Annotated in this window: 16 protein-coding genes; 8 read left to right on the top strand and 8 right to left on the bottom strand. The window is 70.5% G+C overall.

Going from position 1 to position 13394, the window contains the following annotated elements; all coding sequences use genetic code 11:
• The first annotated feature begins 3 nt into the window (after positions 1–3).
• On the top strand, positions 4–780 hold the full coding sequence (locus AC0L6F_RS12765; protein ID WP_274636934.1) for an enoyl-CoA hydratase: 777 nt from the start codon (positions 4–6) through the stop codon (positions 778–780).
• An 11-nt stretch (positions 781–791) separates the two neighbouring features.
• On the opposite strand, the gene AC0L6F_RS12770 is transcribed toward AC0L6F_RS12765, so the two are convergent.
• Complete coding sequence (locus tag AC0L6F_RS12770) at positions 792–2066, bottom strand: MFS transporter (RefSeq protein WP_473538179.1); 1275 nt, start codon at positions 2064–2066, stop codon at positions 792–794.
• A 51-nt stretch (positions 2067–2117) separates the two neighbouring features.
• On the opposite strand from AC0L6F_RS12770, the gene AC0L6F_RS12775 reads away from it, so the two are divergent.
• Entirely contained in the window at positions 2118–2645 is a 528-nt protein-coding gene (locus AC0L6F_RS12775; protein ID WP_473538180.1) for an ArsR/SmtB family transcription factor, read from the top strand.
• A gap of 4 nt (positions 2646–2649) precedes the next feature.
• Here AC0L6F_RS12775 and AC0L6F_RS12780 read toward each other — a convergent pair whose 3' ends face one another.
• From AC0L6F_RS12780 to AC0L6F_RS12800, 5 genes are all read right to left on the bottom strand, one after another.
• A complete protein-coding gene (locus tag AC0L6F_RS12780) occupies positions 2650–3414 on the bottom strand; it encodes an ABC transporter permease (protein ID WP_473538181.1) in 765 nt (254 codons plus the stop codon).
• Complete coding sequence (locus tag AC0L6F_RS12785) at positions 3411–4202, bottom strand: ABC transporter ATP-binding protein (protein ID WP_473538182.1); 792 nt, start codon at positions 4200–4202, stop codon at positions 3411–3413. Before AC0L6F_RS12785 ends, AC0L6F_RS12780 begins: the two co-directional genes overlap by 4 nt.
• On the bottom strand, positions 4199–4567 hold the full coding sequence (locus AC0L6F_RS12790; RefSeq protein ID WP_473538183.1) for a DUF1048 domain-containing protein: 369 nt from the start codon (positions 4565–4567) through the stop codon (positions 4199–4201). Before AC0L6F_RS12790 ends, AC0L6F_RS12785 begins: the two co-directional genes overlap by 4 nt.
• A 1-nt stretch (position 4568) precedes the next feature.
• Positions 4569–4898 (bottom strand): PadR family transcriptional regulator, encoded by a 330-nt coding sequence (locus tag AC0L6F_RS12795; protein ID WP_259613310.1) that lies wholly within the window; start codon positions 4896–4898, stop codon positions 4569–4571.
• Positions 4899–5028: 130 nt separating this feature from the next.
• Positions 5029–5565 carry a MarR family winged helix-turn-helix transcriptional regulator gene (locus AC0L6F_RS12800; RefSeq protein WP_473538185.1) on the bottom strand — a complete coding sequence of 179 codons (537 nt, stop codon included), beginning with the start codon at positions 5563–5565 and terminating at the stop codon, positions 5029–5031.
• A gap of 102 nt (positions 5566–5667) precedes the next feature.
• On the opposite strand from AC0L6F_RS12800, the gene AC0L6F_RS12805 reads away from it, so the two are divergent.
• From AC0L6F_RS12805 to AC0L6F_RS12830, 6 genes are all read left to right on the top strand, one after another.
• Positions 5668–6444, top strand: a complete 777-nt coding sequence (locus AC0L6F_RS12805) for an electron transfer flavoprotein subunit beta/FixA family protein (protein WP_473538186.1) — start codon at positions 5668–5670, stop codon at positions 6442–6444.
• 10 nt (positions 6445–6454) lie between these two features.
• Complete coding sequence (locus tag AC0L6F_RS12810; RefSeq protein WP_473538187.1) at positions 6455–7420, top strand: electron transfer flavoprotein subunit alpha/FixB family protein; 966 nt, start codon at positions 6455–6457, stop codon at positions 7418–7420.
• Between the two features lie 536 nt (positions 7421–7956).
• Positions 7957–8949: a cytochrome b/b6 domain-containing protein gene (locus AC0L6F_RS12815; RefSeq protein WP_473538188.1), complete on the top strand. Its 993-nt coding sequence runs from the start codon at positions 7957–7959 to the stop codon at positions 8947–8949.
• Positions 8950–9023: 74 nt separating this feature from the next.
• The gene (locus AC0L6F_RS12820) at positions 9024–10307 is read left to right on the top strand and encodes a histidine kinase (protein WP_274636962.1); all 1284 of its coding nucleotides are present in this window, start codon (positions 9024–9026) and stop codon (positions 10305–10307) included.
• The gene (locus AC0L6F_RS12825) at positions 10295–10972 is read left to right on the top strand and encodes a response regulator transcription factor (protein ID WP_274636963.1); all 678 of its coding nucleotides are present in this window, start codon (positions 10295–10297) and stop codon (positions 10970–10972) included. The genes AC0L6F_RS12820 and AC0L6F_RS12825 overlap by 13 nt, the downstream gene beginning before the upstream one ends.
• Positions 10969–11844 carry a DUF4097 family beta strand repeat-containing protein gene (locus AC0L6F_RS12830; RefSeq protein ID WP_274636964.1) on the top strand — a complete coding sequence of 292 codons (876 nt, stop codon included), beginning with the start codon at positions 10969–10971 and terminating at the stop codon, positions 11842–11844. The genes AC0L6F_RS12825 and AC0L6F_RS12830 overlap by 4 nt, the downstream gene beginning before the upstream one ends.
• Before the next feature lie 44 nt (positions 11845–11888).
• Here AC0L6F_RS12830 and cofE read toward each other — a convergent pair whose 3' ends face one another.
• Both cofE and AC0L6F_RS12840 read right to left on the bottom strand, forming a co-directional pair.
• Positions 11889–12668 (bottom strand): coenzyme F420-0:L-glutamate ligase, encoded by a 780-nt coding sequence (gene cofE, locus AC0L6F_RS12835; RefSeq protein WP_274636965.1) that lies wholly within the window; start codon positions 12666–12668, stop codon positions 11889–11891.
• A gap of 2 nt (positions 12669–12670) precedes the next feature.
• Positions 12671–13177, bottom strand: a complete 507-nt coding sequence (locus AC0L6F_RS12840) for a GNAT family N-acetyltransferase (RefSeq protein ID WP_259611108.1) — start codon at positions 13175–13177, stop codon at positions 12671–12673.
• Positions 13178–13394 lie beyond the last annotated feature (217 nt).

Raw genomic sequence — 13394 nt, forward strand, 5'->3', positions numbered from 1 at the left:
GGGATGACCGAGTACGAGACGATCCTGGTCGAGACCCGCGGGCGCGTCGGCTGGATCACCCTGAACCGTCCCGAGGCGCTGAACGCCCTCAACTCCCAGGTGTGCGCGGAGGTCGTCACCGCCGCGACCGCGTTCGACGCCGATCCGGACATCGGCGCGATCGTCGTCACCGGCAGCGAGCGGGCCTTCGCCGCCGGCGCCGACATCAAGGAGATGGAGTCCAAGACCGGCCTCGACATGGTCATGGGCGACCACTTCGGCGGCTGGGCCGACTTCGCCGCCGTGCGCACCCCGGTGATCGCCGCCGTGTCGGGCTATGCCCTCGGCGGCGGCTGCGAGCTCGCGATGATGTGCGACATCATCCTCGCCGCCGATACCGCGAAGTTCGGCCAGCCCGAGATCAACCTGGGCGTGATCCCCGGCATGGGCGGCACGCAGCGCCTCATCCGCGCCGTGGGCTACTACAAGGCCGCCGAGCTGGTCCTCACCGGGCGGCTGATGGATGCCGCCGAGGCCGAGCGCGCCGGACTGGTCTCGCGGGTGGTGCCCGCGACAGAGCTGCTGGCCGAGGCATCCACGGCCGCCGAGACCATCGCCTCGAAGTCGCTGCCGAGCGTCTTCGCCGCGAAGGCGGCGCTGGATGCCGCGATGGAGACGCCGCTGGCCGAGGGCCTGCGCTTCGAGAAGCAGGCGTTCGCGTCGCTGTTCGACACGCACGATCAGAAGGAGGGCATGGCCGCCTTCCGGGAGAAGCGCGCCCCCGCCTTCGAGAACCGCTGACCGGTCGCCGGTCAGGCCGGGGGAGCGGCGGCGGCGAGGGCGGATGCCTCGGCCCGCTGGGCCCGCAGCACCGCGACGCCGGCGACCGCCATGGTGACCGCACCGGCGATGCCCGCCACCGCGAACGTCGAACGCGGCCCCAGCACGGCGTTCGCCGTGCCGCCCAGGCCGAGCGCGATCAGCGACGCCGTCCGGGCGAGCCCGTTCAGCGCGGCATACACCCGGCCGCGCTGCGCATCCGGCGTGCGGCTGGTCAGCAGCGCCCCGAACGTCGCGTTGCCGGTGCCGAATGCCGCCACCAGGAGCGTGAGCAAGACAGCGTATGCCCAGAAGCTCGGCGCCAGCCCCATCGCCACCATGATCACGGCCGCCGCACCGAATCCCAGCGTCGCGATTCGGGCGCGGACCGTATTACTGAGGATGCGTCCGGCAATCGCCGCCCCGATCAGGCCGCCGGCGCCGGCGAAGAACTCGCTGAGCCCGTACTGCCAGTTCGTCGCGTGCAGGGCGTCGCGCACCAGGAACACCTCGACCGGGTTGATGCCCTCGACCAGGATGACGAACACGAGGATCGAGGCGAACAGCGGCTGCAGGATGCGGTCGCGGGCCACGACCCGGATCCCCGCCGTCCACGAGGCGGTCGGCGCCGCTGCGGACGCGTCGTCGGATCCGGATGCTGCGCCCTTCCGCCGCGTGCGGATCAACAGGGCCGCCCCCGCCAGCAGGAGGTAGGTCGCGGCATCCGCCCAGAACCCCCACGCGACATCGTCGAGGGTGACCAGCAGACCCCCGAAGGCGGCGCCGATCGGCGAGGCCACGGCCGCCAGTCCCTGCTGCCACGAGATGGCCTGGCCGATCTTCTCCTCGCCGACCACCCGCGGGACCAGGGCCGACCAGGTCGGCTGTGCGAAGGCCTGTGCGAGGGCGATGATCACGCCGGTGACGAAGATCATCGCCGGCACCGGCGCGAAGCCGAGGGCGGTGACCGCCGCGGCCTGTACCAGCGCGGTCACGGTGAGCACGAGCCGGGAGTCGACGGTGTCGGCGACCCGCCCGGCGACGCCCATCGTCGCGATGGTCGGGATCACCAGCGCCGCCAGGAACGCCGCGACCACGAACGCGGCCGTGCCCTCGTCGGCGACGCCCCGGTCGGCGAAGGCATTGTGCAGCAGCAGGATCGCCGCGATCGAGGTCACCGCCGTCCCCGCCGTGCTCACCGCGCGCGCCGACAGCGCGATCCGGGCGTCGCGGATGGCCCAGATGGAACTCTGAAAGGAACGCTTCACAATTTATGAAGCATATGCTTCAGGAACCGGATCCACAAGTAGACTGCGAGCGTGCGCGGCGATCCGATCAGAGTGACCGAGTTGGGCCAGATGCGCGCGGCGATGCATCCCGTGCGCTGGCAGGTGCTCACCGAGCTCTTCGAACGCGCCGAGACGCTCACCGCGACGCAGGCCGCCGAGCTGACCGGACTCTCGCCCTCGGCGATGAGCTACCACCTCAATCAGCTCGCCCGAGCCGGGTACATCGAGCGCGACGACTCGGGAGACGGGCGGGAGCGTCCCTGGCGGGCACGGGGGAGTGGCCTGGAGATCTCGGGCCAGCCGGATGAGGCGATGGGGCGGGCGATGATGCAGAACATCCTCACCGAGGTCACCCGGCTGCTCTCCGCGGGCCCGCCGATGAGTCCCGACGGCACGCCGTGGCCGTCCTCGTACACGCACACCCAGCTGCGCCTGACAAAGGACCGTGGAAAGGAGCTGCACCGCCGCATCCACGAAGTCATCGACGAGTTCGACGAGGACACCGAGGGACCCGAACACGAGATCTTCTGGATCCAGGGCGTGCACCCGGCCGAGTGAGGCGCTAGCCGAGTCGGCGTCGATAGACCGCGATCGCCCCGACGTAGGCGACGACGAGGATGCCCACGCACCAGGCCAGCGCGATCCAGATGTCGGCGCCCACCGGCTGCTGCGCGAACAGCGCCCGGATGGTGTTGACGATCGAGGTCACCGGCTGGTTCTCGGCGAACCAGCGCACCGGGCCGGGCATGGTCTCGGTGGGGACGAATGCCGAGCTGATGAACGGCAGGAAGATCAGCGGGTAGGCGAAGGCGCCGGCTCCGTCGACGGTCTTCGCCCCGAGCCCCGCGATCACCGCGAGCCAGGTCAAAGCGAGGATGAACAGCACGAGGATGCCCGTCACCCCCAGCCAGGCGGCCACGCTCGCCCCGCTGCGGAACCCGAAGGCCACGGCCACCAGCATCACGACGGCCACCGAGATGAGGTTGGCCACCAGCGAGGTGAGCACATGCGACCAGAGGAACCCGCTGCGGGCGATCGGCATCGACTGGAACCGCTCGAAGATCCCGCCCTTCAGATCCATGAACAGGCGGTACGACGTGTACGACACGCCGGATGCCACGGTGATCAGCAGGATGCCGGGGGCCATGTAGTCGATCGACGAGACGGCTCCGGTGTCGATCGCTCCGCCGAGCACGAAGACGAACAGCAGCATCAGGGCGATCGGGGTGATCACCGTGGTGAGGATCGTGTCCAGGCTCCGCGTGATGTGCTTGAGCGAGCGGCCCGTCAGCACGGCGGTGTCGGCGAAGAAGTGCGCGGTGCTCATGGTCGTGTTCCCTTCGATCGGTCGGCGTCCGTCTCGCCGGTCAGGGCGAGGAAGACATCCTCCAGCGACGGCTGCTTCTCGACGTAGGTGATTTCAGCGGGCGGCAGCAGCGTCCTCAGCCCCTCGAGCGTGTCCTCCACGAGGATCCGGCCCTGATGCAGGATCGCGATGCGGTCGGCCAGCTGCTCGGCCTCGTCGAGGTACTGCGTGGTCAGCAGCACCGTCGTGCCGTTCTCGGCGAGCGTGCGCACGGTGGCCCAGACCTCCAGGCGAGCCTGCGGATCCAGACCGGTCGTCGGCTCGTCGAGGAAGATCACCGGCGGGCTGCCGACCAGGCTCATCGCGATGTCCAGCCGTCGCCGCATGCCGCCGGAGTACTCACCGGCCTTGCGGTCACCCGCCTCGGCCAGTGAGAACCGGGCGAGCAGGTCGTCCGCGATCTCGCCGGGCTTGCGCAGATGCCGCAGCTGCGCGACCAGGACCAGATTCTCCCGGCCACTGAGGATCTCATCGACCGCGGCGAACTGGCCGGTCAGGCTGATCGCCGCGCGCACGTCGGCGCCGCGCGTGACGACGTCGAAGCCGGCCACCTGGGCGGTTCCGGCATCCGCGCTGAGCAGGGTCGACAGGATGCGGATGACCGTCGTCTTGCCGGCGCCGTTCGAGCCGAGGAGGGCGAAGATGCTGCCTCGCGGGACCTCGAAATCGACGCCGCGCAGGACGTGCAGATCCTTGTACGACTTCTCCAGGCCCTGCACCCGGATCGCCGGCGGTGCTGTCGCGGTCATTTCCGCTCCGCGCGCTCTGCGTCCTCGACGGCCTTGGTCAGGCGCGCCCGCTCCTTGTCGATCCACTGCCGGCCCGAGTAGGCCTGGGCGAACGTCTCGGCGAACTCAGCCGGGTCGGCTCCGACGATGTCGCGCACCGGCGTGCCGTCGGCGGCGGCGCGGTCCCACAGATCGGCGAGGTCGCCGAACATCGTGACCATCGTGTCGCCGTCCAGGACGACGCCCGAGACCATGAGGTACCGCTCGACCGCCTTCGCGACCGAGCCGTACGGCGCGGGAAGCGCCTCGATGCGTGCCTTGTACTGCCTGTACTGCTTCTTCTGCTCGAGTGAGCCGGTGAGGGTCTCGATCCACTTCGCGGCCATGTCAGTCTTCTCCTTCACGGAGCTGTTCCAGTCGGTTCACGAGGAAGCTCCAGGTCCTCCAGAACTCGGTCAGCTGGTCCCGGCCCTGCGCGTTCAGGGAGTACACCTTGCGCGGTGGCCCCTTCTCGGACGGGACCTTCTCGACATCCACGAGTCCGCGCTGCTCGATCCGCACGAGGAGGGCGTAGACGGTGCCCTCGACGATGTCGGCGAATCCCTGCTCGCGCAGCCACGCGGTGATCTCGTATCCGTACGCCGGGCGACGCGCGAGGACGGCGAGGATGATGCCCTCGAGAACGCCCTTGAGCATCTCGGTGGTCTGCTTGCCCATCTGTCCTCCCACTGCTCGGTACTACTTGGTGTTGCTGACTATCAGTAGACGATAACACTAGGTACCGGTAGTTGGCAGCACTGAGTAGCGCCGATCTCTCGGCGGAGCGTGGAGCGGACGTAGAAGGGTGTCAGAGCGGGTCGGGCGCCGGGCGGGGGTCCTCGAAGTCCCCGGCATTGCGGCGCAGCTGCGCCACCAGACCGACGAGCGCATCCGTGTCCTGCGCCGAGAGCCCGGGCTGCTCGAACACCGCCGTGTTCAGCGCGTCCGTGGCCCGCTCGCTCAGCGCGCGCCCGCTGTCGGTGAGCACGATGAGCGTGGCCCGTCCGTCCTCGGGATGCGGCTCGCGCCGCACATGACCGGATGCCTCGAGCCGATCGACCGTGTTCGTCACGCTGGTCGGGTGCACCTGCAGGCGAGCGGATGCCGAGGCCATCGGCATCCGTCCGTCATGCGTGAAGCGCAGCAGCGTGAGCAGCTCGTAGCGGGCGAACGTGAGCGTGAACGGCTTGAGCGTCGCGTCGACCCGCGCGAGCAGGAGCTGCTGGGCGCGCATGATCGAGGTGACCAGGGTCATGCCGCCTGCGGCATCCGTCCACCCGTGCGCGAGCCATTGCCGCCGCGCCTCGGCGATCGGGTCGACGGGCAGTCGTTTCACGCGAGCCACAATCACCTCCGGTTCTTCCGAGTCCACGGTAGTCGTTTCCCCACTGGCGGCTGTGGCGGACCCCGCCGTCTGAATAGACTCGAACACGACGAAGGAGAGCCAATGAAGATCGTCGTCCTGGTCAAGGAGGTCCCGGATACCTACGGGGACCGAAAACTGAATCTCGAGACGGGCCTGGCCGATCGCTCGGCCAGTGAGACGGTGCTCGACGAGATCGGCGGCCGTGCGCTGGAGGTGGCGCTCGCTCACGCCGGAGCGAACGCGGGGACCGAGGTGGTCGTGCTGTCGATGGCCCCCGAATCCGCGCAGGCCACGATCCGCAAGGCCCTGGCGATGGGTGCCGATTCGGCGGTGCAGATCGTCGACGAGCAGCTGCAGGGCGCCGATCTGGGGCTCACGGCCGAGGCGCTGGCTGCGGCGATCCGTGAGACCGGGTTCGACCTGGTGATCACCGGCAATCAGTCCACCGACGGCTCGGGCGGGGTGATGCCGGCCATGCTCGCCGAGCTGCTGGACGTGCCCCAGCTGACGAGCCTGAACTCCGTGGAACTGACCGACGCGCAGGTGTCGGGCGAGCGAGCGATCGACGGCGGTACGGCGACGGTGTCGGCGCAGCTCCCCGCGGTGATCTCGATCACCGAGCGGCTCCCCGACGCCCGCTTCCCGAACTTCAAGGGGATCATGGCGGCAAAGAAGAAGCCGTACGAGACCCGTTCGCTTGCCGACCTCGGCATCGATCCGGCCGACCCGGCGGCATCCCGGTCGATCATGGTCGCGATCAGCGAGAAGCCGCCGCGCACGGCGGGCACGAAGATCGTCGACGAGGGCGATGCCGGCACGAAGCTCGCCGAATTCCTTATCTCGAACCGACTGGCCTGAGGTGGCACAGATGGCTGAATACGCTGCAGACTCGATCCTCGTCCTGCTGGACGTCGCCCCGTCGGGCGAGCTCGCCAAATCGTCCGCCGCCCTGCTGGGCGCGGCATCCGGCATCGGCACGCCCGTCGCGCTGGTCGTCGGCGACGAGAAGCTGGCGGATGCCGCGGCCGCCCTCGGTGCCGCGCGCGTCCTGGTCGCGAGCCCAGGCGAGGGCCTGACCGTTCCGATCGTGGACGCCCTGGCCGCCGCGGCCGACGCCGTCGGACCGGATGCGATCCTCGTCTCGCACTCGGTGGACGGGCGGGATGTCGCGGGCCGCTACGCCGCCCGGACCCGTTCCGCGCTCGCGATCGACGCCGTCGGCGTCTCGCGGGACGAAGAGGGCGTCGTGGCTCATCACTCCGTCTATGGCGGGATGTACAACGTCGACTCGGCGGCCACGTTCGGCGCGCCGGTGATCACCGTGCGCGAGGGTGCCGTGGACGCCCGCGCCGACGCGCAGCCGGTCGCCTCCGAGATGCTCGAGGTGACGGCATCCGGTCGCAAGGCGGCGACCGTGGAGTCGGTGCAGGAGTCCACCGAGGTGTCGTCTCGGCCGGAGCTGCGCGGCGCCGCGAAGGTGGTCTCGGGCGGTCGGGGGCTGGGCTCGGGCGACAAGTTCGCGCTCGTCGACGATCTGGCCGACGCGCTCGGCGCCGCCGTCGGCGCCTCGCGGGCGGCGGTGGATGCCGGGTACGTGCCGCAGTCCTACCAGGTCGGTCAGACCGGTGTCTCGGTCTCGCCGCAGCTGTATGTCGCCCTGGGGATCTCGGGCGCGATCCAGCACAAGGCCGGCATGCAGACGGCCAAGACCATCGTGGCGATCAACAAGGACGCGGATGCCCCGATCTTCGACATCGCCGACTTCGGCGTGGTCGGCGATCTGTTCACCGTCGTGCCGCAGCTGATCGAGACGCTGAACGCGCGGAAGCAGTAGCCGTGGCGACCTACGGACCCGCACTGCGCCGTGGCCTGCCGCGCACCTCTGGCGGCGAGCCGTGGCCGCCCGCCGAACTCGCTGTCGCTGCTGCCCCCCAGGTCCCTGAGCGAGCGGACGCCCAGGTCCCTGAGCGAGCGGAGCGAGACGAAGGGCCGGTAGCGGCTCCCGTCGTCGCCGAAGAGGCGACCGGCCCTTCGTCTCGTCGCTTCGCTCCTCGCTCAGGGACCTCCGGGGGTGCACTGCGCCGCGGCCTGCCGCGCACCTCTGGCGGCGACCCCTGGCCGCCCGCGGGCTCCGCGGCCGCCGTCGCAACCGAGTCCGCGGGGCCGACCGTCGACCAGGTCGCCGAACCCGCCCAGTCAGTCGCAGCGGCTCCGGAGCCGGCCAGGGCCGGCCGCCGCACGGGCCTGCCCCGTCCCGGGGCCGCCGCCACGGCTCCGGCACCCGCCACGGCTCCCGCGCCCGCCGAGGTCGCGGCATCCGTCCCGGAACCGGCCGCCCCTGCCCTGGCGCCGCTCCCGTACGAGCAGACCGTGTTCGCCGGGACCGCCGCGGCGCGTTGGGAGGCCGACCGGGCCCGCACGATCCCGAAGCGCACCCCGATCGTCGCTGACGAGCCGAAGCGCTACGGCCCCTTCACCAGAGTCCAGTGGGCCGGCGCCGTGATCGTCGCCGGCGCGGGACTGCTGTTCGCCGCCGGCATGGTCGTGCTGCTGATGCGGTGGTTCCTCAGCCTTTCGTTCATGCAGGAGTTCCTCACCGCCTACCCGGGCGCATACGCGCTGCCGTCGACCGCGCCGGTCGGCTTCGCCGCCTGGGTGAACTGGCAGCACTTCTTCAACATCTTCCTGATGGTGCTGATCATCCGCTCCGGTCTGACCGTGCGCCACCAGAAGCGGCCGAGCGCGTACTGGAGTCCGCGCACGAACCCGAAGCGCAAGATCACCCTCGCGCTGTGGTTCCATCAGTCGCTGGACATCCTGTGGCTGGTCAACGGTGTGATCTTCGTGATCCTGCTATTCGCCACCGGGCAGTGGATGCGGCTCGTGCCCACCAGCTGGGACGTCATCCCGAACGCGATCTCGGCAGGGCTGCAGTACGTGTCGCTGGACTGGCCGATCGAGGACGGCTGGGTCAACTACAACAGCCTGCAGCAGCTGACCTACTTCGCGATCGTGTTCCTGGCCGCTCCGCTGGCGGCCGTCACCGGCGTCCGGATGAGCGGCATCTGGCCGCAGAACGCCAAGGCGCTGAACAAGGCCTACCCGGTCGAGTGGGCGCGCGCCGTGCACTTCCCGGTGATGCTGGTGTTCGCGCTGTTCATCGTCGGCCACGTGTTCCTCGTGCTGACCACCGGAGCCCTGCACAACCTGAACAGCATGTTCGCGGCCAACGGCGGCGGCAGCTGGGTCGGGTTCTGGTTCTTCATCGGCGCGATGGTCGTCGTCTGGATCGGCTGGGTGGCGGCCCGCCCGCTCGTGCTCGCCCCCATCGCGCGGCTGTTCGGCACGGTGAGCGGCCGCTGACCGGGGGATAACCCGAAGTCACGTCTCCAGATCCCCACGCTGTGCGGGGGGATGCTTCGCCCTACCGTGGAGTCATGACCACGACTTCCCCCTCCGCTGCGGGGCCCGGCTCGACCGTCCGGCTGTTCTCGCCCCCACTCATCCTGGGCGCGATCGCGCAGCTCGCCCTCGTCGGTGTCGCCTGGGCGGTGATCTTCGGAATCCTCATCGCCCTGTTCGCCACCGGGATCGGACTCACCTTCGCGTTCGGTGTCGGGCTGCTCGTGCTGCTCTTCTTCGTCTACGCGCTGTTCGGGTTCTCCTGGCTCGAAGTGGCCCGGGTCGAGGGGCTGTACGGCTTCGGCCTGGCGCCCCGCCGGCCGCGGGTGAGTGGACGGCCGGGATTCGTCGGGTTCCTCAGCACCGTCTGGCTGCAGTTCATCGACGGCTCGATGTGGCGCGGGATCGCGAACGCCGGCGTCTCGGCCGTCCTCGGCTGGGCGACGCTCTCGCTCGTCACCATCGCCGCCTCCGGCGTCGTGGTGGCCTTCGCCCCGCTGGTGCGCGGCGACGACTCGACCGTGCCTCTGCAGGGCATCGGCGTGGACGTGCCGATCAGCTGGGCCGTGGTCGTGGGGATCATCGCCCTGGTCGCGAGCCTCGCCGGCCTCGTCGGCCTGGCCGCGCTGCACGGCGTGCTCTCCCGGGCGATCCTGGTGCCCTCGCGCGAGGCGCAGCTGGCCGAGCAGGCCCGCACCTCGCAGGAGCAGCGGGTGGGCGCGGTGCGCGCCGCCGACGTCGAGCGCACCCGCATCGAGCGCGATCTGCACGATGGCGTCCAGCCGCGGCTGGTCTCGGTCGGGATGACACTGGGCCTGGCCCAGCAGAAGATCGACGACGACCCGACGGCGGCCAAGGCGCTGATCGCCGAGGCGCACACGTCGACGAAGGCGGCCATCACCGAGCTGCGACAGCTGGCCCGCGGCATCCACACGTCCGTCCTGGACGACCGGGGACTGGATGCCGCGCTGTCGGCCCTGGCCGCCCGCTCGCCGGTGCCGGTGGCGCTGGACGCGCGGATCACCCAGCGCTGCAGCCCCCAGGCCGAGGCCGCCGTCTACTTCGTCATCGCCGAGACCCTGACCAATGCGGCCAAGCACTCCCGCGCGGCGGAGTGCCGCGTGACCGTGCGCCAGCGCGACGGCGGCGTCCTCTGGGCGCGGATCGAGGACAACGGCATCGGCGGCGCGACCGTGGTCGCCGGCGGCGGACTGGACGGACTGTCCAACCGGGTCCTGGGGGTGGGCGGCACGTTTCGCCTGGACAGCCCCGTCGGCGGCCCGACGAGCGTGGAGGTGAGCGTCCCGTGCGCATTCTGATCTGCGAGGACTCCGTCCTCCTCCGCGAGGGGCTCGCCCGACTGCTGGACGACGCCGGCCACGAGGTGGTCGCCGCACTGCCGGATGCCGACGGTCTGGACGAGGCGCTGGCCGAGACCGCGCCGGACATGTGCATCCTCGACGTGCGGCTGCCGCCGACCGGCACCGACGAGGGCATCCGGGCCGCGCTGCGCATCCGCGATCAGCATCCGACCCTCCCGATCCTCGTGCTGTCGCAATACGTCGAGGAGCGCTACGCGGCCGACCTCATCGCCGGCCGCGGCGGGGCGCTGGGCTACCTGCTGAAGGACCGGGTGGCCGATGTCGCGGACTTCGTCCAGACGGTGGAGCAGATCGCCGCCGGGGCGACCGTCTTCGACCCCGAGGTCGTCGCCCAGCTGCTGAGCCGGCGCGCCCAGGACGAACGGATGCTGCGGCTGACCGGACGCGAGGCCACCGTGCTGGCGCTGATCGCCGAGGGCAAGTCCAATCAGGCGATCGCGCAGACGCTGTACATCACCGAGGGGAGCGTCGAGAAGCACATCACCTCGGTGTTCTCCAAGCTCGAGCTCGAGCCCGACCAGTCGGGCAACCGGCGGGTGCAGGCCGCGCTCGCCCACATCGCACACAGCGGCGACACGCCGCAGTCAGGAGAGACCCGATGAGCACCATGAACACCACCGGCGCCCCGCCGCTCCCGCCGTCGCCGGCGCCGCAGCCGCCGACCCCGCAGCCGCCGGCGCCGGGGTCGAGCACTGCGCGGGTGGTGGCGATCGTGGCGATCGTCCTCGGCGCCCTCATCGTCGTCGGGGGCGTCACCTCGGCCGTGCTGTCCACCCTCCTGTCCGGATCGCAGGAGACCACGAGCCGATCGATCGCGGTTGACGGGGTGGACGCCCTGTCGGCGGATCTGAACGCCGGCTCGCTGCGCGTGGAGTTCTCGGACGTCGACGATGCGCAGCTCACCGTGACCAGCACGTTCCGTGCCGACCAGTGGACGCTGCGCCGGGACGGCTCGGAGCTCGTGGTCGCCGCGCCCGACGGACGATTCCACTGGTGGGGCGGCTGGTTCGGCCATGGCAACGGCGAGGCCGTGCTCCAGCTGCCGCAGTCCCTGGCCGGACTGGACGTCAACCTCGACCAGGCGGCCGGGACGCTCACCGTCGAGGGCGACTTCGGCGACCTCGAGGCCACCGTGGGAGCGGGGCGCCTGACCGTGAGCGGGAGCGCGCAGTCGGTCTCCGCCGACCTCAGCGCCGGGGATGCCGACATCCGGCTCTCCGGGGTGCGCACCGCCGATCTCGAGGTGAGCGCGGGCGACATCGACGCCACTCTGACCGGCGCGCAGCCGGACCAGGTGAAGCTGAGCGCGAGCGCGGGAGCCATGAACGTGACGGTGCCGGCCGGCGAGTACGACGTGACCTCGCAGCTCTCGGCGGGTTCGTTCGACAATCGCATCGGCTCGACTCCGGGGGCGTCCAGCACGGTGGACGTGGATGTCTCGGCCGGGCACGTCGTGCTCCGCTCGGGGCGCTGAGCGCCCTCGACGAGCGCCCTTGACGAGCGGGGGACGGTGGGAGGTCAGCGGCCGGAGCCGCCGTCCTCCCACACGTCTTCCACGCCGGCGGCGTAGCCCTGGTCGTAGGCCTCGTCCGTGCCGACGCGGAACATGTCCCGCTCGGCGGGGCGCACGATCGAACGGGCGCCGGGCAGATCCAGGTCGCCGACCAGATCGGCGCGGCCGCGGACGACGGCGACCGGCAGGCGCGAAGCCTTGCCCTTGACCAGATCGGCGGCCGCCGCCAGCTCGTCGGCGACGCACGGCATGGTGACGACCAGCGGCCGACCCTCGGCATCCGTCTGCCCGCGCAGGTCCTCGAACACGCGGACGCCGCCGGCGCCGATGGCGGTGTCGGTCTGGCCCTCGCGCCAGGCGCGGCCCAGGGTGTCCGACACGATCACGCCGACCGTCACGCCGAGCAGGGCGCGCAGACCCGTCGCGATCGCGCGGGCCGAGGCATCCGGATCCTGCGGAAGCAGCAGCACGGTGCCGTGCGGGGTGTTCGACGAGTCGACCCCGGCGGCGGCCGCGACGACTCCCAGCCGGTTCTCCACGATCCGGGTGATGTGCCCCGACTCGGAGGTGCGGGATGCCACGACCCGCACGGTCTCGGCGGTGATGGCTGCTTCGCGGTCATCGGCGGCGACCGTGCGCCCTTCGGACTTGGAGACGATCTTGGACGTGACGACGAGGATGTCGCCGTCGGCCAGGGTGCCGTCCGCCGCGTCGGCGATGACCCGTACCAGGTCGACGCCGGTGCTGATCTCGGGGATGCCCTCGAGGGCCCAGATCTGCAGCACGATCAGCGGACGAATCGGACCTCGGTGAGCTGCTCACCGAGGAACGGCTCGGTGTGGCTCGCGCCATCCAGCGCGAACCCGTTGCGCAGATAGAACCGGTGCGCACGCGGGTTGTCCTCGGCGACCCAGAGGTAGAGCGGCTCGCCCTCCTCGACGGCAGCGTCGAACAGCTGCTTGCCGATCCCGCTGCCGTGGTACTTCGCAAGCAGGTAGATGAAGTACAGCTCGCGGTTGCGCGGGGCGTCCTTGTCGCGGGCGGGCCCCGAGCCCACGAATCCCACGATCTCGCCGTCGACGAGGGCGGCGCTCATCTTGAACTCGTCGCCCTGGACGGCCCAGTGGGTCCACAGTTCGGCGAGGCGCCGGGGCGAGATCCGCTCCAGGGCCGCGTGGCTGATCAGATGGTCGTAGGTCTCATGCCAGCACGTCGCGTGCACGCGGCCGAGAGCCTCGGCATCCACGTCCCGGACCGGACGGACGACGATGTCGGTCTGCAGTTCGGCTTCCATGGCCAGACTCTACGCGGCCCGGTCGCCGGGGGGAAATCGGCGGGTCAACGCAGGGTTACGTAGGTGAGTGGCGAACCTGAATCTCGCGTCATGTGACGCGAGTGGCTGGAATGATCGCAGTCAGAGCGACCACTTATGACGAGTCACGCTTTTCGCTGAATTGTGGGCATCACACAATCGATGAGGGCGACCCATCGCTGACAGCGCTAGCATCGCC

The organism is Microbacterium sp. G2-16M (assembly GCF_055809115.1).

Coding starts and splice junctions, on each gene's coding strand:
- AC0L6F_RS12765 (WP_274636934.1), top strand. CDS start 4: ATGACCGAGTACGAGACGATCCTGGTCGAGACCCGCGGGCGCGTCGGC.
- AC0L6F_RS12780 (WP_473538181.1), bottom strand. CDS start 3,414: ATGAGCACCGCGCACTTCTTCGCCGACACCGCCGTGCTGACGGGCCGC.
- AC0L6F_RS12785 (WP_473538182.1), bottom strand. CDS start 4,202: ATGACCGCGACAGCACCGCCGGCGATCCGGGTGCAGGGCCTGGAGAAG.
- AC0L6F_RS12790 (WP_473538183.1), bottom strand. CDS start 4,567: ATGGCCGCGAAGTGGATCGAGACCCTCACCGGCTCACTCGAGCAGAAG.
- AC0L6F_RS12795 (WP_259613310.1), bottom strand. CDS start 4,898: ATGGGCAAGCAGACCACCGAGATGCTCAAGGGCGTTCTCGAGGGCATC.
- AC0L6F_RS12805 (WP_473538186.1), top strand. CDS start 5,668: ATGAAGATCGTCGTCCTGGTCAAGGAGGTCCCGGATACCTACGGGGAC.
- AC0L6F_RS12810 (WP_473538187.1), top strand. CDS start 6,455: ATGGCTGAATACGCTGCAGACTCGATCCTCGTCCTGCTGGACGTCGCC.
- AC0L6F_RS12820 (WP_274636962.1), top strand. CDS start 9,024: ATGACCACGACTTCCCCCTCCGCTGCGGGGCCCGGCTCGACCGTCCGG.
- AC0L6F_RS12830 (WP_274636964.1), top strand. CDS start 10,969: ATGAGCACCATGAACACCACCGGCGCCCCGCCGCTCCCGCCGTCGCCG.
- AC0L6F_RS12840 (WP_259611108.1), bottom strand. CDS start 13,177: ATGGAAGCCGAACTGCAGACCGACATCGTCGTCCGTCCGGTCCGGGAC.